This is a genomic window from Actinomadura sp. NPDC023710, assembly GCF_040639875.1.
Lineage (GTDB): Bacteria > Actinomycetota > Actinomycetes > Streptosporangiales > Streptosporangiaceae > Spirillospora > Spirillospora citrea.
Genome location: NZ_JBFAGB010000014.1, coordinates 178492 through 204140, shown reverse-complemented (window position 1 = coordinate 204140; position 25649 = coordinate 178492). Strand labels below are relative to the sequence as shown.

Annotated in this window: 25 protein-coding genes; 19 read left to right on the top strand and 6 right to left on the bottom strand. The window is 74.3% G+C overall.

The window, feature by feature from the left end:
• Nucleotides 1–222: 222 nt before the first annotated feature.
• The 6 genes from AB0H37_RS18665 (at nucleotide 223) to AB0H37_RS18640 (ending at nucleotide 4584) form a co-directional block, all read left to right on the top strand.
• The gene (locus AB0H37_RS18665; RefSeq protein WP_179833755.1) at nucleotides 223–918 is read left to right on the top strand and encodes a copper homeostasis protein CutC; all 696 of its coding nucleotides are present in this window, start codon (nucleotides 223–225) and stop codon (nucleotides 916–918) included.
• 98 nt (nucleotides 919–1016) lie between these two features.
• The gene (locus AB0H37_RS18660) at nucleotides 1017–1784 is read left to right on the top strand and encodes a metallophosphoesterase (protein WP_179833756.1); all 768 of its coding nucleotides are present in this window, start codon (nucleotides 1017–1019) and stop codon (nucleotides 1782–1784) included.
• 62 nt (nucleotides 1785–1846) lie between these two features.
• Complete coding sequence (locus AB0H37_RS18655; RefSeq protein WP_329093332.1) at nucleotides 1847–2281, top strand: SRPBCC family protein; 435 nt, start codon at nucleotides 1847–1849, stop codon at nucleotides 2279–2281.
• Between the two features lie 77 nt (nucleotides 2282–2358).
• Complete coding sequence (locus tag AB0H37_RS18650; protein ID WP_360613957.1) at nucleotides 2359–2868, top strand: hypothetical protein; 510 nt, start codon at nucleotides 2359–2361, stop codon at nucleotides 2866–2868.
• Between the two features lie 49 nt (nucleotides 2869–2917).
• Nucleotides 2918–3886, top strand: a complete 969-nt coding sequence (locus AB0H37_RS18645; RefSeq protein ID WP_179833759.1) for an ROK family glucokinase — start codon at nucleotides 2918–2920, stop codon at nucleotides 3884–3886.
• 2 nt (nucleotides 3887–3888) lie between these two features.
• Nucleotides 3889–4584 (top strand): endonuclease/exonuclease/phosphatase family protein, encoded by a 696-nt coding sequence (locus tag AB0H37_RS18640; RefSeq protein ID WP_360613956.1) that lies wholly within the window; start codon nucleotides 3889–3891, stop codon nucleotides 4582–4584.
• Here the strand turns inward: AB0H37_RS18640 and AB0H37_RS18635 are convergent.
• Nucleotides 4581–5456 (bottom strand): hypothetical protein, encoded by an 876-nt coding sequence (locus AB0H37_RS18635; RefSeq protein ID WP_179833761.1) that lies wholly within the window; start codon nucleotides 5454–5456, stop codon nucleotides 4581–4583. The two genes, AB0H37_RS18640 and AB0H37_RS18635, sit on opposite strands and share 4 nt — an antisense overlap.
• A 369-nt stretch (nucleotides 5457–5825) precedes the next feature.
• Between AB0H37_RS18635 and AB0H37_RS18630 the strand changes: the two genes are divergently transcribed.
• The 8 genes from AB0H37_RS18630 (at nucleotide 5826) to thiI (ending at nucleotide 13312) form a co-directional block, all read left to right on the top strand.
• On the top strand, nucleotides 5826–6560 hold the full coding sequence (locus tag AB0H37_RS18630) for a lysophospholipid acyltransferase family protein (protein WP_329093325.1): 735 nt from the start codon (nucleotides 5826–5828) through the stop codon (nucleotides 6558–6560).
• The gene (locus AB0H37_RS18625) at nucleotides 6547–7731 is read left to right on the top strand and encodes a DUF5931 domain-containing protein (protein ID WP_329093323.1); all 1185 of its coding nucleotides are present in this window, start codon (nucleotides 6547–6549) and stop codon (nucleotides 7729–7731) included. The genes AB0H37_RS18630 and AB0H37_RS18625 overlap by 14 nt, the downstream gene beginning before the upstream one ends.
• A 35-nt stretch (nucleotides 7732–7766) precedes the next feature.
• Nucleotides 7767–8405, top strand: coding sequence for a response regulator transcription factor (locus AB0H37_RS18620; RefSeq protein ID WP_179838538.1), 639 nt, complete (start codon nucleotides 7767–7769; stop codon nucleotides 8403–8405).
• A gap of 68 nt (nucleotides 8406–8473) precedes the next feature.
• Complete coding sequence (locus tag AB0H37_RS18615) at nucleotides 8474–9487, top strand: TIGR04222 domain-containing membrane protein (protein WP_360613953.1); 1014 nt, start codon at nucleotides 8474–8476, stop codon at nucleotides 9485–9487.
• Complete coding sequence (locus AB0H37_RS18610) at nucleotides 9435–10298, top strand: DUF692 domain-containing protein (protein ID WP_360613951.1); 864 nt, start codon at nucleotides 9435–9437, stop codon at nucleotides 10296–10298. Before AB0H37_RS18615 ends, AB0H37_RS18610 begins: the two co-directional genes overlap by 53 nt.
• Before the next feature lie 13 nt (nucleotides 10299–10311).
• A complete protein-coding gene (locus AB0H37_RS18605) occupies nucleotides 10312–10761 on the top strand; it encodes a hypothetical protein (protein ID WP_329093318.1) in 450 nt (149 codons plus the stop codon).
• A 168-nt stretch (nucleotides 10762–10929) separates the two neighbouring features.
• The gene (locus AB0H37_RS18600) at nucleotides 10930–11955 is read left to right on the top strand and encodes a 6-phosphofructokinase (protein WP_179833766.1); all 1026 of its coding nucleotides are present in this window, start codon (nucleotides 10930–10932) and stop codon (nucleotides 11953–11955) included.
• Nucleotides 11956–12055: 100 nt separating this feature from the next.
• On the top strand, nucleotides 12056–13312 hold the full coding sequence (thiI, locus tag AB0H37_RS18595; protein ID WP_179833767.1) for a tRNA uracil 4-sulfurtransferase ThiI: 1257 nt from the start codon (nucleotides 12056–12058) through the stop codon (nucleotides 13310–13312).
• Nucleotides 13313–13337: 25 nt separating this feature from the next.
• On the opposite strand, the gene AB0H37_RS18590 is transcribed toward thiI, so the two are convergent.
• The 3 genes from AB0H37_RS18590 to aroF form a co-directional block, all read right to left on the bottom strand.
• Complete coding sequence (locus AB0H37_RS18590) at nucleotides 13338–14240, bottom strand: DUF5954 family protein (protein ID WP_360613948.1); 903 nt, start codon at nucleotides 14238–14240, stop codon at nucleotides 13338–13340.
• Nucleotides 14241–14280: 40 nt separating this feature from the next.
• Nucleotides 14281–15267 (bottom strand): EamA family transporter, encoded by a 987-nt coding sequence (locus AB0H37_RS18585; RefSeq protein WP_360613946.1) that lies wholly within the window; start codon nucleotides 15265–15267, stop codon nucleotides 14281–14283.
• A gap of 248 nt (nucleotides 15268–15515) precedes the next feature.
• Nucleotides 15516–16562, bottom strand: a complete 1047-nt coding sequence (gene aroF, locus AB0H37_RS18580) for a 3-deoxy-7-phosphoheptulonate synthase (RefSeq protein WP_179833770.1) — start codon at nucleotides 16560–16562, stop codon at nucleotides 15516–15518.
• A 257-nt stretch (nucleotides 16563–16819) separates the two neighbouring features.
• On the opposite strand from aroF, the gene AB0H37_RS18575 reads away from it, so the two are divergent.
• The 5 genes from AB0H37_RS18575 to AB0H37_RS18555 all read left to right on the top strand — a co-directional run bounded on the left by AB0H37_RS18575 (nucleotide 16820) and on the right by AB0H37_RS18555 (nucleotide 21889).
• Nucleotides 16820–17443 (top strand): sulfite oxidase-like oxidoreductase, encoded by a 624-nt coding sequence (locus AB0H37_RS18575; protein WP_179833771.1) that lies wholly within the window; start codon nucleotides 16820–16822, stop codon nucleotides 17441–17443.
• Between the two features lie 124 nt (nucleotides 17444–17567).
• The gene (locus AB0H37_RS18570; protein ID WP_360613943.1) at nucleotides 17568–18884 is read left to right on the top strand and encodes a histidine kinase; all 1317 of its coding nucleotides are present in this window, start codon (nucleotides 17568–17570) and stop codon (nucleotides 18882–18884) included.
• Nucleotides 18885–18961: 77 nt separating this feature from the next.
• Nucleotides 18962–19759, top strand: a complete 798-nt coding sequence (locus AB0H37_RS18565) for a LytTR family DNA-binding domain-containing protein (protein WP_179833773.1) — start codon at nucleotides 18962–18964, stop codon at nucleotides 19757–19759.
• Nucleotides 19749–20189, top strand: coding sequence for a hypothetical protein (locus AB0H37_RS18560; RefSeq protein ID WP_360613941.1), 441 nt, complete (start codon nucleotides 19749–19751; stop codon nucleotides 20187–20189). The genes AB0H37_RS18565 and AB0H37_RS18560 overlap by 11 nt, the downstream gene beginning before the upstream one ends.
• Complete coding sequence (locus AB0H37_RS18555; RefSeq protein ID WP_329093306.1) at nucleotides 20186–21889, top strand: cation acetate symporter; 1704 nt, start codon at nucleotides 20186–20188, stop codon at nucleotides 21887–21889. The genes AB0H37_RS18560 and AB0H37_RS18555 overlap by 4 nt, the downstream gene beginning before the upstream one ends.
• Nucleotides 21890–22836: 947 nt before the next feature.
• Here the strand turns inward: AB0H37_RS18555 and AB0H37_RS18550 are convergent.
• Both AB0H37_RS18550 and pknB read right to left on the bottom strand, forming a co-directional pair.
• The gene (locus AB0H37_RS18550) at nucleotides 22837–23682 is read right to left on the bottom strand and encodes a deoxyribonuclease IV (protein WP_360613939.1); all 846 of its coding nucleotides are present in this window, start codon (nucleotides 23680–23682) and stop codon (nucleotides 22837–22839) included.
• A 20-nt stretch (nucleotides 23683–23702) separates the two neighbouring features.
• Entirely contained in the window at nucleotides 23703–25625 is a 1923-nt protein-coding gene (gene pknB, locus AB0H37_RS18545) for a Stk1 family PASTA domain-containing Ser/Thr kinase (protein ID WP_360613937.1), read from the bottom strand.
• Nucleotides 25626–25649: the final 24 nt, after the last annotated feature.

The window sequence follows — 25649 nt, the reverse complement described above, 5'->3', positions numbered from 1 at the left end:
GTCGGTCTTCGAGGACGGCGGGGAGCCCCGCGGCGCACCGGGCCGTCCGGCCGGTGGCGCGCGAACTCCTCCGTTGCCGCATGATACCCACGAGTAGGAATCGCGCCGCGAACCACGGCGGTTAACGGCACGGCAAAGACCGCCCGGCGGCCCCCGGCGCGCGCCGCCGGGTCGCCTACCCTTGAGCCGGTCGCACAACGCAAACGGGTTCCGGGGGTCGCCATGTCGCTGCTCGAAGTGATCGCGCTGACCGTGGCCGACGCGCGCGCGGCGCAGGAGGGCGGCGCCGACCGCATCGAGGTCGTCGCCGACATGGCCGCGGACGGGCTCACCCCCGACCCCGACCTGGTCGCGGCCATCCGCGAGTCCACGTCCGTGCCGATGCGGGTGATGCTGCGCGCCAACGCGGGCTTCCGCACCACCGGGGCCGAGCTGGACCGGCTGCGGCGCGCCGCGGCGGGCCTCGCCGACGCGGGCGCCGACGGGTTCGTGCTCGGCTTCCTCGACTCCTCCGGGCACGTCGACGCGGGCGCCACCGGCAAGCTCGCCGCCGACACCGACCCGCTGCCCTGGACCTTCCACCGGGCGCTGGACCACGCCGCCGACCCCGCCCAGGCCTGGGGCGCCGTCCGCGCGTTCGGCGGCCGCCTGGACACGGTGCTGACGGCGGGCTCGGCCCGCGGCGTGGACGTGGGGGTCGACGTCCTCGTCCGGCGCGCGGTCGAGGACCCCGCCGCCGCCAAGATGATCATGGCCGGGGGCGGGCTGCGCCGCAAGCACGTCGCCGTCCTCGCCGCCGCGGGGATCACCTCGTTCCACGTGGGCACGGCCGTGCGTCCGGACGGCGACTGGGACGCGCGGGTCGACCCCGCCCTGGTGCGCGAGTGGCGCACCCTGGTGGCGGCCGCCGCCGGCTGACCGCTTCTCGCGGCCGTGCCTTCGCGGAGGACCGCGGGAGCGCCGGCCGCCGCGACCCGCCCGTTCACTCCGGCGGTCAGCGCTATTACATTCGGTTCATGAGGATCCATGTGGTGAGCGACGTCCACGGCCGCGCGGACGCGCTGGCGGGCGCGGCGGACGGTGCGGACGCGCTCATCTGCCTGGGCGACCTGATCCTGTTCATCGACTACCAGGACCACGGGCAGGGGATCTTCGCCGACCTGTTCGGCCAGGACAACGCCGACCGCTTCATCGGGCTGCGCACCGAGAAGCGCTTCGACGAGGCACGCGAGTTCTCCCAGGGCCTGTGGGCCTCGCTGGAGGGGGGCGCCCGGCCGCACATCGAGCGGGCCGTGAACCGCCAGTACGCCGAGCTGTTCGCGGCCATGCCCGCCCCGGCGTACCTGACCTACGGCAACGTCGACGTCCCCCGGCTGTGGGACGCGCACCTGCGCGACGGCCACCACGTCCTGGACGGCCAGACCACCGAGATCGGCGGCCTGCGGTTCGGGTTCGTCGGGGGCGGCCTGCGCACCGAGTACCGCACCCCCTACGAGCTGGACGAGGACGCCTATGCGGCCAAGGTCGAGGCGGTCGGCGAGGTGGACGTGCTGTGCTGCCACATCCCGCCCGCCGTCCCCGACCTGCTCTACGACACCGTGGCGCGCAGGTTCGAGCGCGGCAGCGAGGCGGTCCTGGAGGCGATCCACCGCACGCAGCCGAAGTACGTGCTGTTCGGGCACGTCCACCAGCCGCTCGCGAGCCGGATCCGCATCGGCCGCACCGAATGCGTGAACGTCGGGCACTTCCGTGCGCGCGGTGTGCCCTACGTCCTGACGGTGTGAACCATACTTCTCTAGGGACAGCGGGCCCGCAGGGGTTCGGGGCGAGCCGGAGGGAGACGCAGATGGCGGACCGCACGAGTTCCTCCGTCACGGTCAAGGCCGGGAGGTCCGAGATCATGGCGGTGATCGCCGATCTCGAGGCGTACCCGGAGTGGGCGAGCGGCATCCGCGAGTTCACCGTGCAGGAGAGGGGAGAGGACGGCCGGGCCGCCCGCGCCCGGCTCACGTTCGACGGCGGCCCGTTCAGCGACACCGTCGGGCTCGCCTACACGTGGGAGGGCGACGACCGGGTGACGTGGGAGTTGACGGAGCCGGGCACGGTCGTCACCGGGCTGCACGGCACCTACGGCCTGGCCGAGGAGGACGGCGTCACCGAGGTGACCTACGAGCTGGCCGTGGACGTCCGCATCCCCATGATCGGCATGGTGAAGCGCAAGGGCGAGAAGCGGATCATCGACTCGGCCCTCAAGGGCCTCAAGCGTCGCGTGGAGGGCTGAGCCCGCCCGCGGGTGGTGGCCTGAACACGGCGCGGAGGCGATACCGTTCACGCCGACGACGGATGGAAGATGGAGACATGAGCGACCAGTCGGGCGACGTCCTGGACGAGGCGGCCAAGCTCGTCGACGCGCTGATCAGGCGGGTGGGCGGCGGCGGCCGGGGCGGGCGCGCGGGCCGGGACGAGCCGGCCGGAGACGTGTGGGACCGTGCCATCGCCGACGAGCCGCCCGCCGGGCCGGCCGGGGACGCCCGCGGGCCGCACATCGCCACCGGCGCCCCCGAGTGCCGCGACTGCCCGGTCTGCCGGGCCATCGCCGTCAAGCGGGAGTCCGGCGGCGAGGTGGGACGGCACCTGCGCGAGGCCGGGCAGTCCCTGGTCGCCGCCGCCCTGGACGTCGTGGCGGCGTTCGACCGGACCCGCGGGCCCGACCGGGCGCAGGAGCCCCACCGGACGCGCGGGTCCGGCCCGACCGGGCCGCCGGAGGCGTCGGAGGGGGCGCGGGCGGGTACGTCCGATCGGTCGGAACGTCCCGATCCGGGCGACCCGTGGTCGGCCGCCACCGGCGGCCCCATCGACATCGGGTAGAGCGGGAGTGGCTCCAGCCAGGGGCGACGCGAGGAGGAGGAAGGGTTACATGGCCCTGACCATCGGCGTGGATGTGGGCGGCACGAAGGTGGCCGCGGGGGTCGTCGACGACCGGGGGACGATTCTGGAGAAGGTCCGCCGGCCGACTCCCTCGACCAACCCCAAGGAGACCGCAGAGACCATCGCCGAGGTCGTCGACCTGCTCAAGGGCAAGTACGAGGAGGTCGCGGCGGTCGGGCTCGGCACCGCGGGCTTCGTCGACGAGACCCGCTCCACCGTGCTGTTCGCGCCGAACCTCGCCTGGCGCGACGAGCCGATCAAGGAGAAGGTGGAGAGCCTCGTCGGGCTGCCGGTCGTCGTGGAGAACGACGGCAACGCCACCGCGTGGGGCGAGGCCCGGTTCGGGGCCGGGCGCGGCGAGAACTTCCTCGTCCTGGTGGCCCTCGGCACCGGCATCGGCGGCGGCATCATCATCAACGGCGAGCTGTACCGGGGCCGGTTCGGCATCGGCGCGGAGATGGGGCACTTCCGGGTCGTCCCGGACGGGCGCCGCTGCGGCTGCGGCAACCGCGGCTGCTGGGAGCAGTACGCCAGCGGCAACGCCCTCGTGCACGAGGCGCGCGACCTGGCCCGGGTGGCGCCCGCGATGGCGGGGCGCCTGCTGGAGCTCGGCGGCGGGCGGCCCGAGGGCATCAGCGGCCCGGAGGTGTCGCAGGCGGCCAGGGAGGGCGACAAGGCGGCGCTGGAGTGCTTCCGGACGATCGCGCACTGGGCGGGCCAGGGCCTGGCCGACCTCAGCGCGATCCTCGACCCGGGCGCCTTCATCATCGGCGGCGGCCTGTCGGACGCCGGCGACCTGCTGCTCGCCCCGATCCGCGCCGCGTTCGAGAACGCCCTGACCGGCCGCGGCCACCGCCCGCTGCCCGACATCCGGATCGCCGAGCTGGGCTCCGCGGCGGGCATCGTCGGCGCCGCCGACCTGGCCCGCGTCCGCCCGTTCCGGGACGTGATCGTCTAGGCGTGGCCGCCGTCCGGCTGCTCTCCTACAACATCCGGTCGCTGCGCGACGACCCGGCCGCCGTGGCCCGCGTCGTCCGCGCGAACGCCCCGGACGTGGTGTGCGTGCAGGAGGTCCCGCGCTTCTGGGGGTGGCGGCTGCAGCGCCGCCGCCTGGCGCGGGCCTGCGGCCTGCGGATCGCGGCGGGGCGGCGGGCCTGCGGGCTCGCCGTCCTCGCCGCGCCGCACGTGCGCCGCGTGGCCCGCGAGTTCCACCTGCTCACCCCGGACCCGGGCCTGCACCGCCGCGCCCTCGCGATCGCCGTCCTGGAGGCCGGCGGCGCCCGCCTGATCGCCGCGAGCACCCACCTGGACCTGGCGGACGGCCCGCGACTGCGGCACGTCCACGAGATCCTCGCCCACCTGGACCGCGCCCGCGACCGCCACGGCGCCCCGGTGGTCCTCGCCGGCGACGTCAACGAGGAGCCGGGCGGCCCGGCGTGGTCGCTGCTGGCCGAGCGCTTCCAGGACGGCTACGCGGGCGCTCCGGCGGGCGGGGAGCTCACCTTCACCGCGCGAGACCCGAAGCGCCGCATCGACGGCGTCTTCGCCGACCCGGCCGTGCGGATCAGCGCGTGCGGGGTGCCGCCGGACGACGCCGGCAACCACCCCCTGGCCACCGACCACCGGCCCCTGCTGGCCGAGCTGGCGCTGCCCTAGACGACGGCCCCGTCGTCGGGGTCGCGGGGCTCGTCGCCCATGCGCAGGACGAGGGTGACGAAGCCGCCGATGAACGCGGCGACGGCCAGGAATGCGGCCCAGCCGGGGACCTCCCAGTCGAGGATGACGGTGACCAGCAAGTAGACGGGGCCGCCGATGAGCGCGATCCAGGCGCCCTTGGTGAGGGGGTCGGCGCTCGGCAGCGGCGGGGGAGGGGGCGGGACGTAGTGCCCCTCGTCGTCATCGTCGTCACCGGCCGGGAACGCCGTTTCCTCGACGGGCTTGATCACGCGGGCGCGGGGCAGCCGCCCGGTGCGGTCCTCGCCCTCGCCCGGGGGGTCGGCGGGCTCGCGGATGTTCTCCTCGTCGGGCCACGGGACCTCGTCGCCCTCGGGGACGGCGTCGTACCCGGCGACGATCTCGGCCCAGATGGCGTCCTCGTCGCGCTCGGCGTCGCCGCCCGCCTTGCCCTTGCCCGGGTCGGCGAGGCCGGTCCCGGCGCGCTCGGCGGTGTCCGGCCGGTCGGTGCCGAGCGGGTCGGTGCCGAGCGGGTCGGCGTCGGCGAGCTCGGCGCCCTCGCGCTCGCCGTCGGAGCCGCGGGCGGAGGCCTCGCGCAGCCGGGCGAGGTGCACGCGCAGGATGCCCTCGGCGGCCGGCTTCATCTCGACGTCCACGTACAGCCGGTCGAGGACGTCGCCGGCGACCGGCTCGGCGGCCGCCTCGGCGATCTCCGGCAGTCCGGACGGGGACGCCGCGTAGGCCGCGACGCCCGCCTCGCCGAGCGCCGACAGCATCGCGTCCGCGAGATGCGGCGCGAGGTCGACCAGTGGGGCGTAGGTGTCCGCTGACAGTCCATTGCCACGGCGATTCACGGGGCCGGCTCCTTCGACGACTCCGGCGTGACCGACAGCACCGGCATGGCGGCCTCCGCTCCCCCCATTGACATGTGGTGCCCGGTCGCCCCCCGTGCGGAGGCACTCCCGGACACCCCGAAACGTGTGTCCCACGGTATTCGCTGCGCCGCCCGGGACAAGCCCCCGGGCGCACCCGATTGAGATTTACCGCTCCGAGCCTACGGTTATTCCCGGACCGCCGCCGGAGCGCGGCCGGGTTCCGGTGACGGGTACCGGCCGGTAGATCGCTGGGACGGAGAGTGGGAGGATGTCCCATCATCCCGTCGGCCAGGACCGGGGCACGCCCGCGCGGGGGCGTCCGGTCCGAGGGAAAGGTACCCGCATACGATGCTCTGGTTCTGGATCCTGCTGAGGATCGTCCTCTCCCCGGTCATGTACCTGCTGTGGTGGCCGCGGAACCGGGGGGCGGGCAACGTCCCGAAGCGCGGGCCGGCGCTGATGGTGAGCAACCACCTGTCGTTCGCCGACCACTTCTTCGGCCCGCTGCCCCTGATGCGCCCGATCTACTTCATTGGCAAGGGGGAGTACTTCACCGGCAGGGGGATCAAAGGCCTGGTGAGCAAGGCCTTCTTCACCGGCGTCGGGGTGGTCCCGGTCGACCGGACCGGCGGCTCGGCGGCCGAGGCGGCGCTGCAGACCGGGCTGCGGATCCTCGGCGAGGGCAAGCTGCTCGGCATCTACCCCGAGGGCACCCGGGCCCCCGACAACCGGCTGTACCGCGGCAAGACGGGGGTCGCGCGGCTGGCGCTGAAGTCGCGGGTGCCGGTGATCCCGATGGCGATGGTCAACACCTTCGAGCTGATGCCGCCCGGCAGGCCGTACCCGCGGCTCGGGATCCGGCCGGGCGTCCGGTTCGGCGAGCCCCTGGACTTCTCCCGCCACTACGGCCGCGAGGACGACCACGAGGTGCTCCGCGAGATCACCGACGAGATCATGATGGCGATCGGGGAGCTGTCGGGGCAGGAGTACGTCGACCGGTACGCCGCCGAGGTGAAGGCCGAGATGGCCGGCAAGGAGGTCCGTCCGGTCGAGGACGACGGAGGGCTGAGTGACGGCGGCTGAGCCGCGCGGGACGGGCCTGGAGACGGCGCTGTGGCGGGCCGTGGCCGTCTACCGCGGGCTCGCCCTGTGCTACGCGGCGGTCGTGATCGCCATGAACTCCGGCGGCTACGCCCACCCGCTCGGCGGATGGGCCGTCCTCGCCGTCATGGCCGGATGGACCGGCTACGCGTCGTTCGCCTTCGGGCCCGCCGCGTTCGCCCCGGGCGGCCCGGGACGCCGCGGCCGGGCGCTGGCCGCGGCCGACCTCGCCGTCGCGGCGGGGTGCGTACTGGCGACGGCGTGGGTGGAGACGCCCGCGAACATCGCCGCCGGGCGCCCGACGCTGCCGGTGTCGTGGGTGGCGGCCGCGGTGCTGGCGTGGGCGGTCGTGGGCGGTCGGCGGGCCGGCATCGCCGCCGCGGCCGTCCTGGCCGCCGCGAACCTGCTGGTGCACGCGCTCGCCGGGGAGAGCGGCGGCATCGGCGGCACGACGTTCAACGGCATCGTGCTGCTGTTCCTCGCCGGCCTCGTCGTCGGGCACGTCGTGCGGCTGGCGCGGGAGGCGGAGGCGCGGCTGGCGCGGGCCGTCGAGCTGGAGGCGGCGACCCGTGAGCGGGAGCGGCTGGCGCGCCGCATCCACGACTCGGTGCTGCAGGTCCTGGCGATGGTGCAGCGGCGCGGCGGCGAGCTCGGCGGCGAGGCGGCCGAGCTGGGCCGCCTCGCGGGCGAGCAGGAGGCGGCGCTGCGCTCCCTCGTCGGCGCGGGCCCGGCGGCGCCGCCCGCGGCCGCCCCCGGCGCCGGGACGGACCTTCGCGCGCTGCTGACCGGGCACGCCTCCACCTCCGTGACGGTCTCGACGCCCGCCACGGAGGTGCGGCTGCCGGCGCACGCCGCCGGGGAGGTCGAGGCGGCGGTGGCGGCGGCCCTGGACAACGTCCGGCGGCACTGCGGCGACGAGGCCCGCGCGTGGGTCCTGCTGGAGGACGGTGAGGGCGGGGTCACCGTCAGCGTCCGCGACGACGGCCCGGGCATGCCCCCCGGGCGGCTGGACCGGGCGGCGGCGGACGGGCGGCTCGGCGTCGCCCAGTCCATCCGCGGCCGCATCGCCGACCTCGGCGGCACCGTGTCGATCGTCTCCGCGGAGGGCGACGGGACCGAGGTCGAGATGACCGTGCCGCGGGCTAGGGTGTGACCGTGAGCGACGTTCCCCTCCGACCCCTCCGGATCATGGTCGTGGACGACCATCCGATGTGGCGCGAGGCGGTGGCCCGCGACCTGGCCGAGGCCGGCCACGACGTGGTCGCGACCGCGGGGGAGGGCCACGCCGCCGTCCGCATCGCCGCCGCCGCGCGCCCGCAGGTCGCCGTGGTCGACCTTCAGCTGCCCGACCTCAGCGGGGTGGAGGTGACCCGGCGCCTCGCCGCGGCCGACCCGCCCGTCCGCGTGCTGGTGCTGTCGGCGAGCGGCGAGCAGCAGGACGTCCTGGAGGCGGTGAAGGCGGGCGCGACCGGCTACCTGCTCAAGTCCGCCGCCCGCGAGGAGTTCCTCGACGCCGTCCGGCGGACCGGCGAGGGCGACGCCGTCTTCACCCCCGGGCTCGCCGGTCTCGTCCTCGGCGAGTACCGCCGCCTCGCCGCCGCCCCCGCCCGCGAGGACGACGACGCGCCGCGGCTGACCGAGCGCGAGACCGAGGTGCTGCGCCTCGTCGCGAAGGGGCTGACGTACAAGCAGATCGCGCAGCGCCTCGTCCTGTCCCATCGGACGGTGCAGAACCACGTGCAGAACACCCTCGGCAAGCTCCAGCTCCACAACCGCGTCGAACTCGTCCGCTACGCCATCGAGAAGGGCCTCGACGAGGAGCAGTAGCGCGGGGCGAACCGCCGCGGCGGCGCCTGCGTCTCATCGCCAAAGGCGCATAGCGACGGGAGCGCGTCATGGCGGACGAGATCCTGGGTCCCGCTCTGGGGTTCCTCGCGGCCCACGTCCTGGTCGGGCTCGTACTGCTGGTGATCCTCCGGAGAATGCGGGCCGCGGTGCTGCGGGGAAGGCCTCCCGCGCGCGAGTTGCACCCGTACGAGGTCGCCTACCTGAACGGCGGCGGCCGCCACGCGATCGCCGCCTCGGTCACGGCGCTGCGGCTGGACGGCGCGGCCGACGCCTACGCCGACGGCCGGCTGCTGGCACGCGAACCGTCCGCGGACGGCCCGCGCGCGGCCGGAACGCCCCTGGACACGGCGGTCCACTGGGCGATCGAGCGCCTGCGGGCCGAGACGCTCGCCCAGATCACCGCCGACCCGGACGTGCGCGCGGCGCTCCGGCGGCTCCGCGACGGGCTCGCCGCGCAGGGCATGGTGCTCGGGCAGGCCGGGCGCCGCCGGCTGCGCAACCTCCAGCTGGTCATGTACGGGTGGATCCTGCTCGGCTTCGCCGCCTTCGTCCTGAGCGACGCGTTCGACGGGTTCCCGGCCAAGCTCGTTCCGCTGGCCGCGCTGCTCGGCCTCGGCTTCGGAGCCCTCGCCCTCGGTCAGGGCGCCGAGCGGACGCGGGAGGGCGAGCGGGCCGTCGAGCGGCTCAGGGAGTCCCGGTCCGCCCTCGACCCGGCGAACGGGCCCTCCTACACCGGGCTGCCGGCCCCCGCCGCGCTGATGGGAGTGGCGCTGTTCGGCGCGGCCGCGCTCATGGCGCTCGACCCGGTGTTCGTCCAGACCGTCGGACTCGGCCGGTACCTGGAGATGGCCAGGGTCGTGGCCGCCTCCGGCGGCTCCTCGGGGGCATCCGGCTCGTCGACCTCCTTCGTGTGCTCGACGACCGCCGCGGTGTGCTCGTCCTCCTCCTGCGGTGGTGGGGGCGGTGGCTCGTGCGGCGGGGGGAGCGGCTGCGGCGGGGGGAGCGGGTGTGGAGGAGGAGGCGGTGGTGGCGGCGGCTGCGGCGGCGGAGGAGGGAGCTGAGATGCGGCTGGGCGTGGGGATCGGCTGGCGCCCCGAGATCGCCGGGTTCGTCGGCGCGCTGCCGGGGCTGCGCTTCACCGAGGTGATCGCCGAGTCGGTGCACCCGGCGGGCCCCGCCCCCGAGCTGCTCGCGCTGCGCGACCGCGGCGCGGCGATCGTCCCGCACGGGGTGCGGCTGTCGCTCGGCGGCGCCGAGCCCGTGGACGCCGGGCGCGTCGCGCACCTGGCCGCCTGCGCCGAGGCGCTCGGCGCGCCCCTGGCGAGCGAGCACGTCGCGTTCGTCCGCGCGGGCGGCGTCGAGGCGGGGCACCTGCTGCCGGTGCCGCGCACCCGGGCCGCGCTGGACGCGCTGACCGCCAACATCCGCCGGACGCAGGCGGAGCTGCCCGTCCCGCTGGCCGTCGAGCCCATCGCCGCGCTCTTCGACTGGCCTGACGCCGAGTACGCCGAGGCCGACTTCCTGACCGAGCTGCTGGAGCGCACCGGCGCCCTCCTGCTGCTGGACGTCGCCAACGTGTACGCCAACGCGCGCAACCGCGGCGAAGACCCCGCGGACCTCCTCGAACGCCTGCCCCTGGACCGCATCGCCTACTGCCACGTCGCGGGCGGCTCGCAGGAGGGCGGGCGCTACCACGACACGCACGCCGCCGCCGTTCCCGCCGAGGTGCTGGACCTGGTCGCGGAGCTGTGCGAGCGGCACCGCCCGCCCGGCCTCCTGCTGGAGCGTGACGGCCGCTACCCGCCCGCGGCGGAGCTGCGCGCCGAGCTGGACGCCATCGCCGCCGCCTCCGGGCTGGCGCCCGTCACATGAGGGGGTACGGGGCATGAGCGAATTCGACGCCGGGCTCGCGGCGGCGCAGGAGGCGCTCGTCCGGGCCATGACGGCGGGCGGGCCGTTGCCGGAGGGATTCGACGCCGAGGCGGTGGGGGCCGCCGCGCACGGAATCCTGCTCAAGCGGGCGGGCGAGGTCGCCCGCGCCTGGCCGGCGCTGGCCGCCTCGTACGGTACGTCCTGGAAGGCGGCCTTCGCCGCATGGGCCGCCGAGCGCCCGACGCGCGGCTCCTTCCGGGACGGCTGGGACTTCGCGCGCGCCGATCGGGGCCGGCTCGCCGGCGACGCGGCGCGGGAACTAGCCCTGGCCGAAGTCCGATGGTCGTATGACGGGCAGGACCCGCCGCGCCCGCGCGGCGCGGCGGCGCGGCGCGTGCCGGGGGGAGCGGCGGTGGTCTTCCGGGGGCGGGTCCGCGTCTTCGGCCGGGGCAGGTCCGGCTGAGGCCGCCGTCCCCGCGAACGACGTGCCGCGGGACCCCGCCACGGGCTATGGTCTAGACCAATGGCGGCGCGCGGGGACAGGTGGCGGAGGCCCGTGCCGCCGCGTGCGACGATCTAGTCTGTGAACGTGGACCGAGGGAGGAGCCCGGTGGCGGGAGAAGGTGACGGCATGCGCGTCGGAGTGCTGACCGGAGGCGGGGACTGCCCCGGCCTGAACGCGGTGATCCGCGCGGTCGTCCGCAAGGGCGTCCAGGTCTACGGCTACGAGTTCGTCGGCTTCCGGGCCGGCTGGCGCGGGCCCCTCGAAGGTGACACCGTGGCCCTCGACGTCCAGGCCGTGCGCGGGATCCTGCCCCGCGGCGGGACGATCCTCGGCTCCTCGCGGACCAACCCGGTCAAGGTCGAGGGCGGCGTCGAGCGGATCAAGGACAACCTCGCGGGCCTCGGCGTGGACGCGCTGATCGCCATCGGCGGGGAGGACACCCTCGGCGTCGCGAGCGAGCTGTACGCCAACGGCGTCAACGTCGTCGGCGTCCCGAAGACGATCGACAACGACCTGAACGCGACCGACTACACCTTCGGGTTCGACACCGCGGTGAACATCGGCATGGAGGCCGTCGACCGGCTGCACACCACCGCCGAGAGCCACCACCGCGCGCTGATCTGCGAGGTCATGGGCCGGCACGCGGGCTGGATCGCGCTGCACGTCGGCATGGCCGCCGGCGCCAACGTCATCCTCATCCCCGAGCGGCCCTTCGACATCGAGAAGGTCTGCCAGTACGTGGAGAGCCGGTTCAAGACGCGCTACGCCCCGATCATCGTGGTGTCGGAGGGCGCGCACCCCGTCGACGGGCAGATGCAGCTGCAGACCGGGGAGCGGGACGCGTTCGGGCACGTCCGGCTCGGCGGCATCGGGCAGGCCCTCGCCGACGAGATCGAGAAGCGCACCGGCAAGGAGGCCCGCGCCACCGTGCTCGGGCACATCCAGCGCGGCGGCACCCCCACCGCGTTCGACCGCGTCCTCGCCACCCGCTTCGGTCTCCAGGCGATCGACGCGGTCAAGGACGGCGACTACGGCAAGATGGTCGCCCTCCAGGGCACCGACATCATCCGCGTCGGCCTCGACGAGGCGACGAAGGAGCTCAAGACGGTCCCGCTGGAGCGCTACTCCGAGGCCGAGGTCTTCTTCGGCTGATCGCCCCCGGGCGGGAACAGGGAATGCGGGTCGCGGTGTTGGCTTCTCTGGGCCACACTGGAGGTTCCCTCTTTACCTGTTCCCGCCGGGAGGATCACGCATGACCACGCTCGACACCGCGCCCGACGCCGCGCCCGGCACCGCGGCGGCGGACGTCCGGGAGCAGTCGCCGGTCAACGGCGAGCCGTGCGTGCTGCTCAAACTGGGCGAGGTCGTCCTCAAGGGCAAGAACCGCGAGCAGTTCGAGCGCCGCCTCGCCGACAACGTGCGCACCGCCGTCCGGCCGATCGCCCGGGTGGACGTCGTCCGGCGGCACGGCGTGTTCATCGTCCGCCGACCCGGTGCCGATCTTGCCACCATGGAGCGGGTCGCGCAGCGGATCACCGACGTCATGGGCATCGTGTGGGCGCACCGCGCCTGGCAGGTCGGCAAGGACCTCGCCAGCGTCGAGCGCGCCGCGCTGGAGCTCATGGACGGGCGGACCGGCACGTTCGCCGTCCGGTCCCGGCGCCGCGACAAGCGGTTCCCGATGACCTCCACCGAGCTCGACCGGCACATCGGCACGCTCGTCACCGCCCGCTACGGCCAGCCCGTCCGGCTGAAGAACCCCGAGCACACCCTGTCGATCGAGGTCGACCGCGACGAGGTGTTCGTCTACTCCGGCGGCCTGCCCGGACAGGGCGGCCTGCCCGTCGGGATGAGCGGCCGCGGCCTCGTGCTGATGTCGGGCGGCATCGACTCGCCCGTCGCCGCGTACCGGATGATGCGCCGCGGCCTGCGCGTCGACTACCTGCACTTCTCCGGCATGCCGTTCACCGGCCCCGAGTCGATCTACAAGGCGTACGCGCTGGTCCGCGAGCTGGACAAGTTCCAGACCGGGTCCCGGCTGTTCGTCGTGCCGTTCGGCAAGGCGCAGCAGCAGATCAAGTCCTCCGGCGCCGACCGGCTCGCGGTGATCGCGCAGCGGCGGCTGATGCTGCGCACCGGGGAGGTCCTCGCCCGGCGGCTGCGCGGCTCCGCGCTGATCACCGGCGACGCGCTCGGCCAGGTGTCCAGCCAGACCCTCGCCAACATCACCGCGCTGGACGACGCCGTCGAGCTGCCCATCCTGCGGCCCCTCGTCGGCATGGACAAGGTCGAGATCATGGACCAGGCGCGCCGCATCCGCACCCTGACGATCTCCGAGCTGCCCGACGAGGACTGCTGCACCCTGCTCGCGCCCCGCCGCGCCGAGACCCGGGCCAAGATCGGCGACCTGCGGCAGATCGAGAAGCGCCTCGACGTCGGCGAGCTCGCCGACCAGCTCGCCGCGTCCGTCCAGGAGCACCGCCCCGCCTACGGCGACCCGGCCACCTGATCCGGCCGCTCGCGCCCGCCGCTAGCTAGCGGGCGTCGAAGTCCGTCGGGCGCGGCGGCTCGGGGCCGTCCGGGCCCATCAGGGTGATCCGCTCGATGCGGACGATGCGGAAGCGGCGGCCCGCGACGGCGATGCCGTTGCGGCGGCTGTCGTCCTCCATCAGCTCCGCCGCCTCGGCGAACCGGGCGACGTCGGTCGCGGCGGGGCTCTCCACCGCCGGCACCACGTGCCTGAAGTAGGTGGCCAGCGAGTCGCGGGCCTGCTGCGGCGCGTCGTACAGGCGCCCGACGGGCCGCCAGCGCCGCTCGCCGCGCTCGGCGACGGTGAACGCGGGCGCCAGCGCGACCGGGGTGAGGAACGCGCCGGACGGCTCGTTGCCCGTGGCCGCCGCGGCGTCCAGCACCTGGCACAGCAGCTCGGCGGTCGCGAGGTCGGACGCCGGGCCGTCGTCCGGCAGCAGCTCGTGCGGCCGGGCGGGCGGGACGCGGCCGCCCGCCGGCAGCGGGTCCAGGTCCGTCGGGCGGGGCGGCTCGGGCCCGTCCGGGCCGGTGCGGGCCAGTTGCTCGATCCGCACGATCCGGAACCGTCGCCCGGCGGCGGTCACCTCGTCGGCCGGCTCGCGCCGCAGCGTCCGGGCCGCGGCCGCCAGGTCGCGCGCCCGCGCGCCGGAGCCCGGCGCGGCCCGGTCCTCCAGATGGTCGGCGAGGATCTCGCGCGCGCCCTGCGGCAGCGGGTCGAACGGGCACACGACCTGCCAGCCGCCCGGAACCCGCTCGGCGGCGGTGTACACGGCGCCGAGGGCCACAAGTTCCGGGTAGGCGGCGAGGGCGCGGCGGGCATCCGCCAGCAGCACCGCGGCGACCGGGTCGACGCCGTCCAGGTCCTCCGGGAACAGCCGCCCCCCGGCGTCACCATCTCCCGTCGTCATGCCGGTCATCATCCTCGCCGCGCCGCGCCCGGCCAATGGTTCAGACCATTTCGTTACCGCCCTGTGCGCCTTCCCCGCGGCCCTGTGCGCCTTCTCCGCGGCCGCGCCGCCGGGGCGCCACGAGGACCACCAGGCTCGCCGCCAGCAGCACGAGGCCGCCCAGCGCCGAGCCGCCCAGCCGCTCGCCCAGCAGGACCGTGCCGAGCACCGCCGCGACCGCCGGCTCCGCGAGCGTCAGGGTCGTCGCCGTCGTCGCGGGCGTCGTGCGCAGGCCCCGGGCGAAGAGCAGGTAGCCGCCGCCCGTGGTGATCACCCCGAGGTAGAGCGCGATGAGCGCGCCGCTCCCGGTGACAAGCCAGCCCGTCGGGCCGGCGAGCAGCACGGGCACCAGCGGGAGGGCCGCCGTGCCGAACAGCGCCGCCGCGACGGCCCGGTCCTGCTCGCCCCGGGTGATGAGGACGGACGCCACCGTCGCGTACGCCGCGTACGCCAGCCCGGACAGCAGGGCGAGCCCGATGCCGAGCGGCTCCGCGCCCGCGTCCCGGCCGCCGCCGACGAGCAGCGCGCAGCCCGCGACGGCCCCCGCCGTGGCGAGCGTCCACCGCCCGGTCGGCGCGGACCTGCGCGCCAGCAGCCCGATCACGCCGGTGAACACGGGCGCGCTGCCGATCGTGACGATGGTGCCGACCGCGACGCCGGTGCGCCCGGCGGCGACGAAGAACGCCGTCTGGTACACGGTGATGGCGACCGCCCCGAGGCCGACGAGCGGCAGGTTGCGGCGGTCCGCCACCAGGTGGCGCAGCCCCGCGCCGCCGCGCGTGAGAGCGGCGAGGGCCAGCAGCACCAGGCCGCCGATGATGATGCGGATCGCGGCGACCGAGTACGGGGACGCGCCGTCCGCGAACGTGCGGACGGTGCCGGTCGTCCCCCACAGGGTCGCCGCCAGCAGGACGTCGGCGCCGCCGCGCCGGGCACGGGACCGCGAGGACTTTTCAGGCGCGCGGCCAAGGGAGGTGTTCTGTGACACGGAGAGAGGCTCCTGGGCTCGAATCGGAAGGAGAGATCCGGATCCGGGGCGCAGGACGGCACGGCCGGGCGCGTGATCGCGCCGGGCCGTGCCGTGATCAGCAGGGAATGCGGTCGTCGCGCCCCGTCAGGAGCGCGGCGGCCCGCAATCGGGTGCCCAGTAAGCCATGGTTCAGAACGATACCCGCTCCCCGTCCGGCGGGACGCCTGCCGGTCAGGCGGGGCCGGCGGGTTCGGCGGACCGGCGGGTCAGGCGGGCACGGCGTCGGGGTCCTCGCTCCGGGTGAGGGAGCGGCCGACGATCGGGGGCAGGTCGCGCACGAGCTTGGCGAGCTCGCGCAGGTCGCCGTCCACCAGGGCCTGCGGGCCGTCGCACAGGGCCGTCTCCGGGTGCGGGTGCACGTCGATGATCACGCCGTCGGCGCCGACCGCGATCGCCGCGCGGGTCAGCGGCAGGACGAGGTCGCGGCTGCCCCCCGAGTGCGACGGGTCCACGATGACCGGTAGGTGGGAGAGGCGCTGCGCCACCGGGACCGCGGAGATGTCGAGGGTGTTGCGGGTCGCACGCTCGAACGTGCGGATGCCCCGCTCGCACAGCACGATGTCGAGGTTGCCGCGCTGCGCGACGTACTCGGCGGCCATCAGCCACTCCTCGATCGTCCCGTTCATGCCGCGCTTCAGCATGACCGGCCTGCCGGACTCGCCGGCGGCCTGCAGGAGGGCGAAGTTCTGCGCGTTGCGGGTGCCGATCTGCAGCATGTCGGCGTAGGAGGCGACGAGCTCGACGTCGGCGGCGTCCACGACCTCGGTGACGATCGGCATGCCGGTCTCCTCGCGGACGTCCGCGAGGATGCGCAGCCCGGCCTCCCCGAGGCCCTGGAACGCGTACGGCGACGTGCGCGGCTTGAACGCGCCGCCGCGCAGCAGGGTCGCGCCGGCGGCCTGCGCCATCTGCGCCGCGCCGAGGGTCTGCTCGGGAGTCTCCACCGCGCACGGGCCGGCGATCAGCGTCATGGTGCCGGGGCCGATCGGCACCCCGCCGACCCGGACGACCGACCGCTCGGCGTGGTTCTCGCGGCTCACCAGCTTGTAGGGCGCCGAGATGCGGATGACGTCGCTGACGCCGCGCATCCCGCGCAGGTTCAGCGAGCCGAACTGCTGGACGTCGCCCACCAGCCCGACGATGGTGCGCTCCACTCCGCGGCTGACGAAGGCGTCGCCTCCCGCCGTCTCGACCAGTGAGACGACGGCTCTGACATCCGCTTCGCTGGCCTCCGGGGCCATGACGACGACCATGGGTTGCTGCCTCTCCTTCAGGCCCCGGGAGGCCGGCCGGTCCCCGGAACGACGAAAGCCCCGGGCCGGCCGGCCCGGGGCTTTCGCCTTCGTGGTCTGTCAGCGCAGCGTCTGGCAGACCAGCCGTCCGGGCTGGTCGGGCCAAAAGAAATACACGACGCTGCGCATGGGGCAAGCGTAGCCGATGTCCAGGTGCGCGGGCCCGCACGCACCCCGGATATGGCTCAGCTCACTCCGGATGGCAGGATGGCCGCGTCATGACCCACCCCGAACAGTCCGCGCCGCAGCCGGGCGAACTGCCGCCCGGGCAGTACGTCCCCCGGGGCTGGCCCGTCCTGCACTACGGTCCCGTGCCGAAGTTCCGTCCCAAGGACTGGGACTTCCGGGTCTTCGGCGCCACCGAGTCGGGGGAGCAGCACCGCTGGACCTGGGACGAGTTCGAGGCGCTGCCGAAGGCCACCTCGGTCGCCGACTTTCACTGCGTCACCAAGTTCACCATCCCGGACAACGAGTGGCAGGGCGTCCCCGGCGCGGTGATCATCGAGCTGGCGCCGCCCGCGCCGGAGGTCACGCACGTCATGGTCTGGGCCGAGTACGGCTACAGCGCCAACATCCGGATGAGCGACTTCCTCACCGACGGGACGATGTTCGCCACGCACCGCGACGGCGAGCGCCTGACCCCCGACCACGGCTTCCCCGTCCGCATCGTCATTCCGCACCTGTACGCGTGGAAGAGCGTGAAATGGGTCCGGGGCGTGGAGTACCTGGTGAAGGACCGCCGGGGCTTCTGGGAGGAGCGCGGCTATCACAACGTCGCCGACCCGTGGCGGGAGCAGCGCTACTCATACCAGGAGGACGAGGGCGAGTCGCCCCCGCTGTGATCGGTCCGGCGCGAATGGTCCGCTGGTACGCGCCTTCCGGCGGGCCGAGCGTGTCCCATTCGAGACCTCGGTAAATCGGCAACAGGCGCACCCGCGGCGATGATAGCCATTACCGTAAGTTTCCATGGACCTACCGTCCGTCACAGATGTCGTGGTGTGCGCCGCGGCAGCCGGGGCCAGCGGGGTCTGGGCGCCGCGCCGGTGGTGCCTCCTGCCGCGGCGCGGTCCCGCCGATCCGGCGGAGGCGGCCGCCCTGGCCGCCCTGCACCTGATCGCGCACGCCGCGCCCCCGCTGCGGGCCGGCCTCACCGGCGACGCGGCGCGCAGGGCGACCCGGCTGCTGCGCTCGCTCCTCGGCGCCGAGGCGGTCGCGATCGTGGGGGTGCGCCCGCCCGACGATCCGGACGACCCCGATGGACCTGACGAGCCGGGCGGCGACACGAGGGACGTGCCGCGGCTCCTGGCCTGGGACGGCGCCGGCCGCGGCGCCCACGCGGGCGAGGCCGTCGCGCACGCGCTGCCCGTCCTGACCTCCGGCAGACCCCGGGTCGTCACGCCGGAGCCGCTCGCCTGCGGCGACCCGCACTGCGGCGTCCGGGCGGCGATGATCGCCCCCCTCACCGTCGAGGGCCGCGTCGCGGGCACGCTGACCGCGTACTGGCCGAGCCCGTCCACCGCGCGGGTCCGCGCGGTCGGGGAGGCGGCCCGGCTCGTCACCGGGCAGCTCGAACTGGCCGGGCTGGACTCGGTCCGCGGACGCCTCGCCGAGGCCGAGATGCGCGCCCTGCGCGCGCAGATCTCGCCGCACTTCGTCTACAACTCGCTGACCACGATCGCCTCGTTCGTCCGCACCGACCCCGAGCGGGCCCGCGGCCTGCTGCTGGACTTCGCCGACTTCGCCCGCTACTCGTTCCGCAACCCGCGCGACTTCACCACGCTCGCCGACGAGCTGCGCTCGATCGACCGCTACCTGCTTCTGGAGCGCGCCAGATTCGGCGAGCGGCTGCAGTGCAACGTCGAGGTCGCGCCCGAGGTGCTGCCGGTCGCCGTCCCGTTCCTCGCGCTCCAGCCGCTCGTCGAGAACGCCGTCCGGCACGGCATGGCCGGGGGCCGCCGGGCGTTCCACATCTCGATCGTGGCCCGCGACTCGGGCGCCGAGGCCGCCATCAGCGTGGAGGACGACGGGATCGGCATGGATCCCGAGCGGCTCGAAGAGATCCTGTCGGCGCCCCTCGGACGTCCCGGGCCCACCGGCTGGGGGAGCGTCGCCACCCACGACCGGCCGGGGGGCGGCCCCGGCATCGGCCTCGCGAACGTCGACGCGCGCATGCGCCAGGTCTACGGGGACGAGTACGGCCTCACCGTCGAGACAGCGCTCGGCGCCGGAACCAAGGTCAAATTGCGCGTCCCGAAGTATCGTCCGGGGGTCTTTCCCGACTGAGGCGCGATCCGGGCGACACGCCACTCACTTTTCGGAACCGATTGCGGACAGACGGTAATCGCGGCAAAGTCGCCCTCATGCTTCACGTCCTCGCCGTCGACGATGAACGCCCGGCCCTGGAGGAGCTGACCTACCTGCTCAGCAAGGACCCGCGGATCGGGCGGGTCACCGGCGCCGGAGACGCCTCGGCCGCGCTCCGCGACCTGAGCCGGATGCTCGTCGAGGGCGAGCGCCTCGACGCCGTGTTCCTCGACATCCGCATGCCGGGCCTCGACGGGCTCGACTTCACCCGGCTGCTGACCGCGTTCGCCGCGCCGCCGCACGTGGTGTTCGTGACCGCGCACGACGACTGCGCCGTCACCGCCTACGAGCTCGGCGCGCTCGACTACCTGCTGAAGCCCGTCCGCCCGGAGCGGCTTGCCGAGTCCGTCCGGCGCGTGGCGGCGGCCGTGCGCCGGCAGTCCCCGCCCGCCGGGGAGGCCTCCGCCGACCCCGACGACGAGATGATCCCCGTCGAGCTCGGCGGGCGGACGCGGCTGGTGTCCCGCCGCGCCGTGACCCATGTCGAGGCGCAGGGCGACTACGTGCGGCTGCACACCGCCGACGGCGGCTTCCTGGTCCGCATGCCGCTGTCCGCGCTCTCCAAGCGGTGGGAGGGCGCGGGGTTCATCCGGATCCACCGCAGCACCCTCGTCGCGGCCGCGCACATCACCGAGCTGCGCTTCGACGGCGGCCGTGCCGCCGTCCAGATCGGGGACGAGCTGCTGCAGGTCAGCCGCCGCCACACCCGCGAGGTCCGGGACCTGCTCGTCCGCAAGTTCCACCAACCGGACGAGGACGCCGGGGACCCGGGGGAGGGCCGCGATGACCGATGAACGCCGCGACACGATGGCGGGGACGGCGGCCGCCCGCCCCGGCGCGCCGCCGGAGGGCGCGGCGTCGGGCACGGCGCAGGCCACCGAGACCGCGGCGCCCGCGGCCGGCCCGGCGGACCCCGATCCGCCCGATACCGACCCGCTCCCTTCCGGTCTGCCGATCGGCGCCGCCGAGACCCGCCTCCTCATCCGCGCCCAGTTGCGCACCGCCCTCGGCACCGGCGCGTTCGTCATGACCGTGGTGACGGCGCTCCCGGCGCTGATGGTGATCGTCCCGGCGGTGGCGCGGGCGCGCGTGCACGGCGTCCCGCTGCCCTGGCTCGTCCTCGCGTTCGGCATCCAGCCGGTCTGGGTCGCGGCGTCGTTCCGCCAGCTCGGCCGCGCCGAACGCGCCGAACACGACCTCACGCGACCGGCGGGGCGCCGATGACCGCCGTGGCGGTGGCGGCGGCGCTCCTGGCGCTGCTGGTGGCGACCGTCGCGTTCGGCACCTGCGACCGCCGCTCCGCCTGCACCGCCTCCGACCTCATGGTCGCCTCCCGGGGCGTCACCCCCTGGCGGAACGCCTCGGCGATCAGCGGCGAGTACCTCTCCGCCGCCGCGTTCCTCGGCACCGCCGGACTGGTGCTCGCCTACGGCGCCGACATGCTGTGGCTGCCGGTCGCGGCGACCGCCGGACACGTCCTGCTCCTGGCGTTCGTCACCGCGCCGCTTCGCCGGTCCGGCGCCTACACCGTCTCCGACTTCGCCGAGTGGAGGCTCGGCTCCCCGGCCGTGCGGCGCATCGTCACCTGCTGCGTCTGCTTCATCGGCTGGTTCTACCTGCTGCCGCAGTTCCAGGGCGCCGGCGTGACCCTGCGCGTGATGACGGGCGCCCCGGTGTGGGCGGGCTGGGCCGTCGTCGTCGCGGTCACGCTGCTCCTCGTCGCCTCCGGCGGGATGTGCAGCATCACCGCCGTCCAGAGCATCCAGTTCTGGGTGAAGCTGGTCGCCTTCGCCGTGCCCGCCCTGGCACTGCTGGTCGTGTGGCAGATGGACGGCCGCCCCGACCCCGTCGGCGACGGGCCCGCGCGCTTCGTGCACACCACCCGGGTCCACGTGGGCACCGAGGTGGCGGTCACCGCTCCCGCCGACGTCCTCGTCACCGCCCGGGGACGGGTGGACGGCGTCCGCCACGGCGGCGGGGCGATGACCCTCGCCGCGGGCCGGCACACCATCGGGCCCGGCGCCGAAGTGGTCTTCCCGGCCGGCGCTCCGGTGCCCCATGCCGAACGCCTGCCCGTCCAGAGCGGCGAGACCTGGGCCACCCCCTTCGGCCGCGGCGAGGAACACGGCTTCTACCGCACGTACTCGGCGCTCCTCGGCATCCTGCTCGGCACCATGGGGCTGCCCCACATCCTCATCCGCTTCTACACCAACCCGAGCGGAAGCACCGCCCGCCGCACGGCCGCCCTCGTGCCGGTCCTCCTCGCGCTCTTCTACGTCTTCCCCACCGTCTACGCGTCCATGGGACGCCTCTACGCGCCCGAACTGCTGATGACCGGCGACACCGACGCGACCGTCCTGCTGCTGCCCCAGCGCATCCCGGGACCGGCCGGCGCGCTGCTCACCGGGCTCATCACCCTCGGCGCCTTCGCCGCGTTCATCTCCACCTCCTGCGGCCTCGTCGTCACCATCGCCGGCACGGTCACGCAGTGCGCCCGCCGCAGCGGCGTCGCGTCCTTCCGCATCGCCACCTTGTTCGCGCTCGTCGTCCCCCTCGCCCTGCTCCCGAGGATCGGGACGCAGAGCGCCGCCGGCCTCGTCGCCCTGGCCCTCTGCGTGTCGGCGTGCTCCCTGTGCCCGCTCCTCCTGCTCGCCATCTGGTGGCGCGGCCTGACCGCCGCCGGCGCCGGCGCCGGCCTGCTCCTCGGTACCGGTCTCGCCGTCGCGTCCGGGGTCCTGCACCTGTACGAGGTCCCCCTGACGGGCTGGCCCGCCGCCGCCGTGGCCGAACCCGCCGCCCTGATCGCCCCCGCGGCGTTCGCCGTCATGGTCGCGGTCTCGCTCCTGACCCGCCGCCGCGTCCCCCGCCGCGCCGACCGCGCCCTGACGAAACTGCACCTTCCCGAGGACGTGTTCGCCCGCTGAGTCCCGTTATGAACCGTTCGCGACGGCGCTCCGCTCACCGCGCCCCGCCCTCGGACCGCTCGTCCCGCCGCAGAGACCGCTCATCCGACGACTACGCTCCGTATATCTCTGACTACACACCGTTCATCGAACGCCGCGTCGTCCCCGTGTCCAGGGGTGGCGAACCCCTCTAATGTTCTCAGTGGCACCACACGTCACACCGCCCGAGGAGGGGCGGGCGGTCCCCGGCCGCGAACCCTCCCACAAGAGCAAATCCGGAGATCCGGCGACACACGCCGGATCGTGAGTCGCAGGATCCCGTACCGGGGGGGTGGGATCCCGCGACCTGTGGCTCGGGCGTCGCTGAACAGTCGGGGGGTTGTTCAGCGGCGCTCGAGTCTTTCTTATTGCTTTTTTCTCCTCCTTCGGGCCTGGCGGCCCTCCATCGTCGATAAAGCGGGCGATCGCTGGCATCGCTTCGTCTCGCCTGGCGGCTCGCTTCGCGATCAGATTCTTGCTTCGCTCGAATCTGCCTTCGGACGCGATCGCGGCCCCCGTGTCGTCGCGGGGTTGCTGCACCGGCTGCGGCGGTTGCAGTAGTCGGTGCGGGTCGGCGCTCCCCCCAACGACCTCACCTGTTGCGATCGCATCCGACAGCAGTTTCGGGCTTGCAAGATGCCCGCGCATCCAGCCGTCAGGCGAGCGCTACGCGCCAACCTGCACCCACTACTGCGAAAATCCCAGGCCGCACCGCAACCACACAACGACCTCACGGCTGCGATCGCGTCCGAAGGCAGTTTCGAGCTTGCGAGAAACTGATCGCGCAGCGAGCCGCTGGGCGAGTCGGAGCGATGCCAGCGATCGCCCGCGGTGCCCGACGATGGAGGGCCGCCAGGCCCGAAGGAGGAGGGCACTGCAATAAGCACAGCAGGGCCGCCAGGCCCGAAGGAGGAGAAAAAGCAATAGGCTCAGCCGCGTAGGCGTTTTAGGGTTTTTATGTCTTCTGCGTGGGGGGCGGGGGCTCGGCCCGGGGTTTCGATGATGAAGGGGACGCCGGTCGTGGCGGGGTGGCGGAAGAGGTCGGCGAAGGGGGATTCGCCTATCTGGCCGGCGCCGATGTTCTCGTGGCGGTCCTTGGCGGAGGCGCAGGCGTCCTTGGAGTCGTTGGCGTGGACGAGTTTCAGGCGGCCCTCGCCCACGGCGGCGACCAGGGCGTCGAGGGTGTCCTTGGCGCCGCCCGGGGCCGCCAGGTCGTGGCCGGCGGCGAAGGCGTGGCAGGTGTCGAAGCAGACGCCGAGCTTCGGGTGGTGGTCGAGGCGCTCGAAGAACGGGGCCAGGTCCTGGACCTTGGCGCAGAGCATGTTGTTCTGGCCGGCCATGGGCTCCAGGAGCAGGTCGGGGCCGTCCTCGGGGATCTCGTCGAGGAGCGGCAGAACGTGCTCGCGGACCTGGGCCATGGCCTCGTCGTAGGTCCGGGTGACGGCGGAGCCGGTGTGGACGACGACGCCGCGGGCGCCGATGGCGCGGCCCCGGGTCAGGGAGTGGCGGACGGCCGCGAGCGACCTGTCGAGCGTCTCCGGGGCGGGGGAGCCGAGGTTGACCAGGTACGGGGCGTGGACGTAGACGGGGATGCCCTCGTCCCGGAGCTTGGCGTCCTCGGCCGGCTTCCCCTCGGGCAGGGCCCAGCCGCGGGGGTTGGAGACGAAGACCTGGACCGCCTCGGCGCCGATCTCGGCGGCGTACTTCAGGCCGCCGGTGGCGAGGCCGCCGGCCACGGGGACGTGCGCCCCGACGGGGCTGGTGGGTGAGGTCATGGCGCGTTCAGACTAGCCGGTCAGGGGCCCCGGACGATCGTGATGGTGGAGCCGCGCGGGGCCTCGCCGCTGTTGGGCGACTGGAAGCGGACGACGTTGCCGCCGAAGCCCGTCACGTTCACGCGGAAGCCGGAGTCCTCCAGCGCGCTCCTGGCGTCGTTGACGCGGCGGCCGGTGAGGTCCGGGACGGGGACGTTCTGGTTGCCGTCGCCGTCGTCGCAGCCGAACTGGAAGGGGCCCGCGTCGACGATGCAGTCGCGCTTGTTGACGACGATGGTGACCTTGTCCCCGCGGGAGACGCCGGTGCCCTCGGACGGGTCCTGCTCGATCACCGTGTCGGGGTCCTTGCCGTCCGCCTGCTTCTTCTTGACGGTGACGTCCAGGCCCATGGAGCGCAGCTGGTTGGCTGCGGTGTCGCCGTTCTGGCCGACGAGGCCGGGCATCGACATCCCCGTGGAGACGACGATGGAGACGCGCTCGTCGGGGGACTGCTTCTCGCCGGCGTCCGGGTCGGTGCTGATGACGTCGCCCTTGGAGACGGTCTGCGAGGGGGTGGTGCTCGTCCGGCCGACGGTGAAGCCCTTGTCCTCCAGGGCCTTCTTGGCGTCGGCGAGGGACTTGCCCCCGACGTCGGGCACCTCGCGGGGCGTGATGCCCCGGGAGGGCGTGAGCGTGACCGTCTGGCCCTTGGCGAGGCGGGCCCCTGCGGGCGGGTCGGACTTGGCGACGCCGCCCTTGTGGACGCGGTCGCTGTAGACCGCCTTGGCGGTGCGCACGTCCAGGCCGTCGGACTCCAGCTGGTCGCGGGCGTCGGCGACCTTCATCCCGATGATCGAGGACGGGACGTGCTCGTACTGGCCGGACGTCTGGTACCAGACGGCCCAGCCGAGGATGACCGCCGCGATCAGGCCGATGGCGATCAGGACGTAGCGGCCGGTCAGGGCCCCGATGGCGCGGTCGGCCCTGGTGGGGCGGGCGGCGTACTCGGGCGCCAGGGTCTCGGCGTCCATGACGGCGGTGCGGCCGTGGGCGGGCGGGGCCTCCAGGACGCTCGTCGCGTTGCGGGACGCCTCCTCGACGCGGCGGTCGAAGTCGCGGGGCAGGCCGCCGAACACCTCGGTGACCTCGGCCAGGTACTGGTTCGCGTCCTGCGGGCGGCGCACCGGGTCGTGGCTCGTGGCGTCGGTGACCAGGGCGTCCACCTGCGGGGGGATGCCGGGGACGACGCCGGACGGCGGCGGCACCGTCTCGTTCACGTGCTTGTAGGCGACCGCCAGGGGGGTGTCGCCCTGGTGCGGCAGCCGCCCGGTGATCAGTTCGAACAGCATGATCCCGGCGGCGTAGACGTCGGAGCGGACGTCGGCGTTGCCGGACAGCACCTGTTCGGGCGCCAGGTAGCCGACCGTCCCGATGATCATGCCGGTCTTGGTCATCTTGCTGGCTGTCTCGGCCCGCGCGAGGCCGAAGTCGGCGACCTTGACCTGGCCGTCCTCGGTGATCAGCACGTTCTCGGGCTTGACGTCGCGGTGCACGAGCCCGGCCCGGTGCGCGGCGCCGAGCGCGGCCAGCACCGGCTGCATGATCTCCAGCGCGGCGCGGGGGCCGAGGCGCCCGAGCGAGTTCAGCGCGTCGCGCAGGGTGCGGCCGGCGACGTACTCCATCACCAGGAAGACGTGCTCGCCGTCGGTGCGCTGGTCGTAGACGGCGACGACGTTGGGGTGGGACAGCGCCGCGGCGGCCTTGGCCTCGCCGATGAAGCGGGCGACGAAGTCCTCGTCGGAGGCGAGTCCGGCGTGCATCACCTTGATCGCGATGATGCGGTCGAGCCTGAGGTCGCGCGCGAGGTAGACCGTGGCCATGCCCCCGCGCGCGATGCGGGACTCAATGCGGTAGCGCCCGTCGAGCACCCGCCCGACGAGAGGATCTGCAACCGTCGTGTCCATCGGTGCGAGTTTACGGGCGAATCC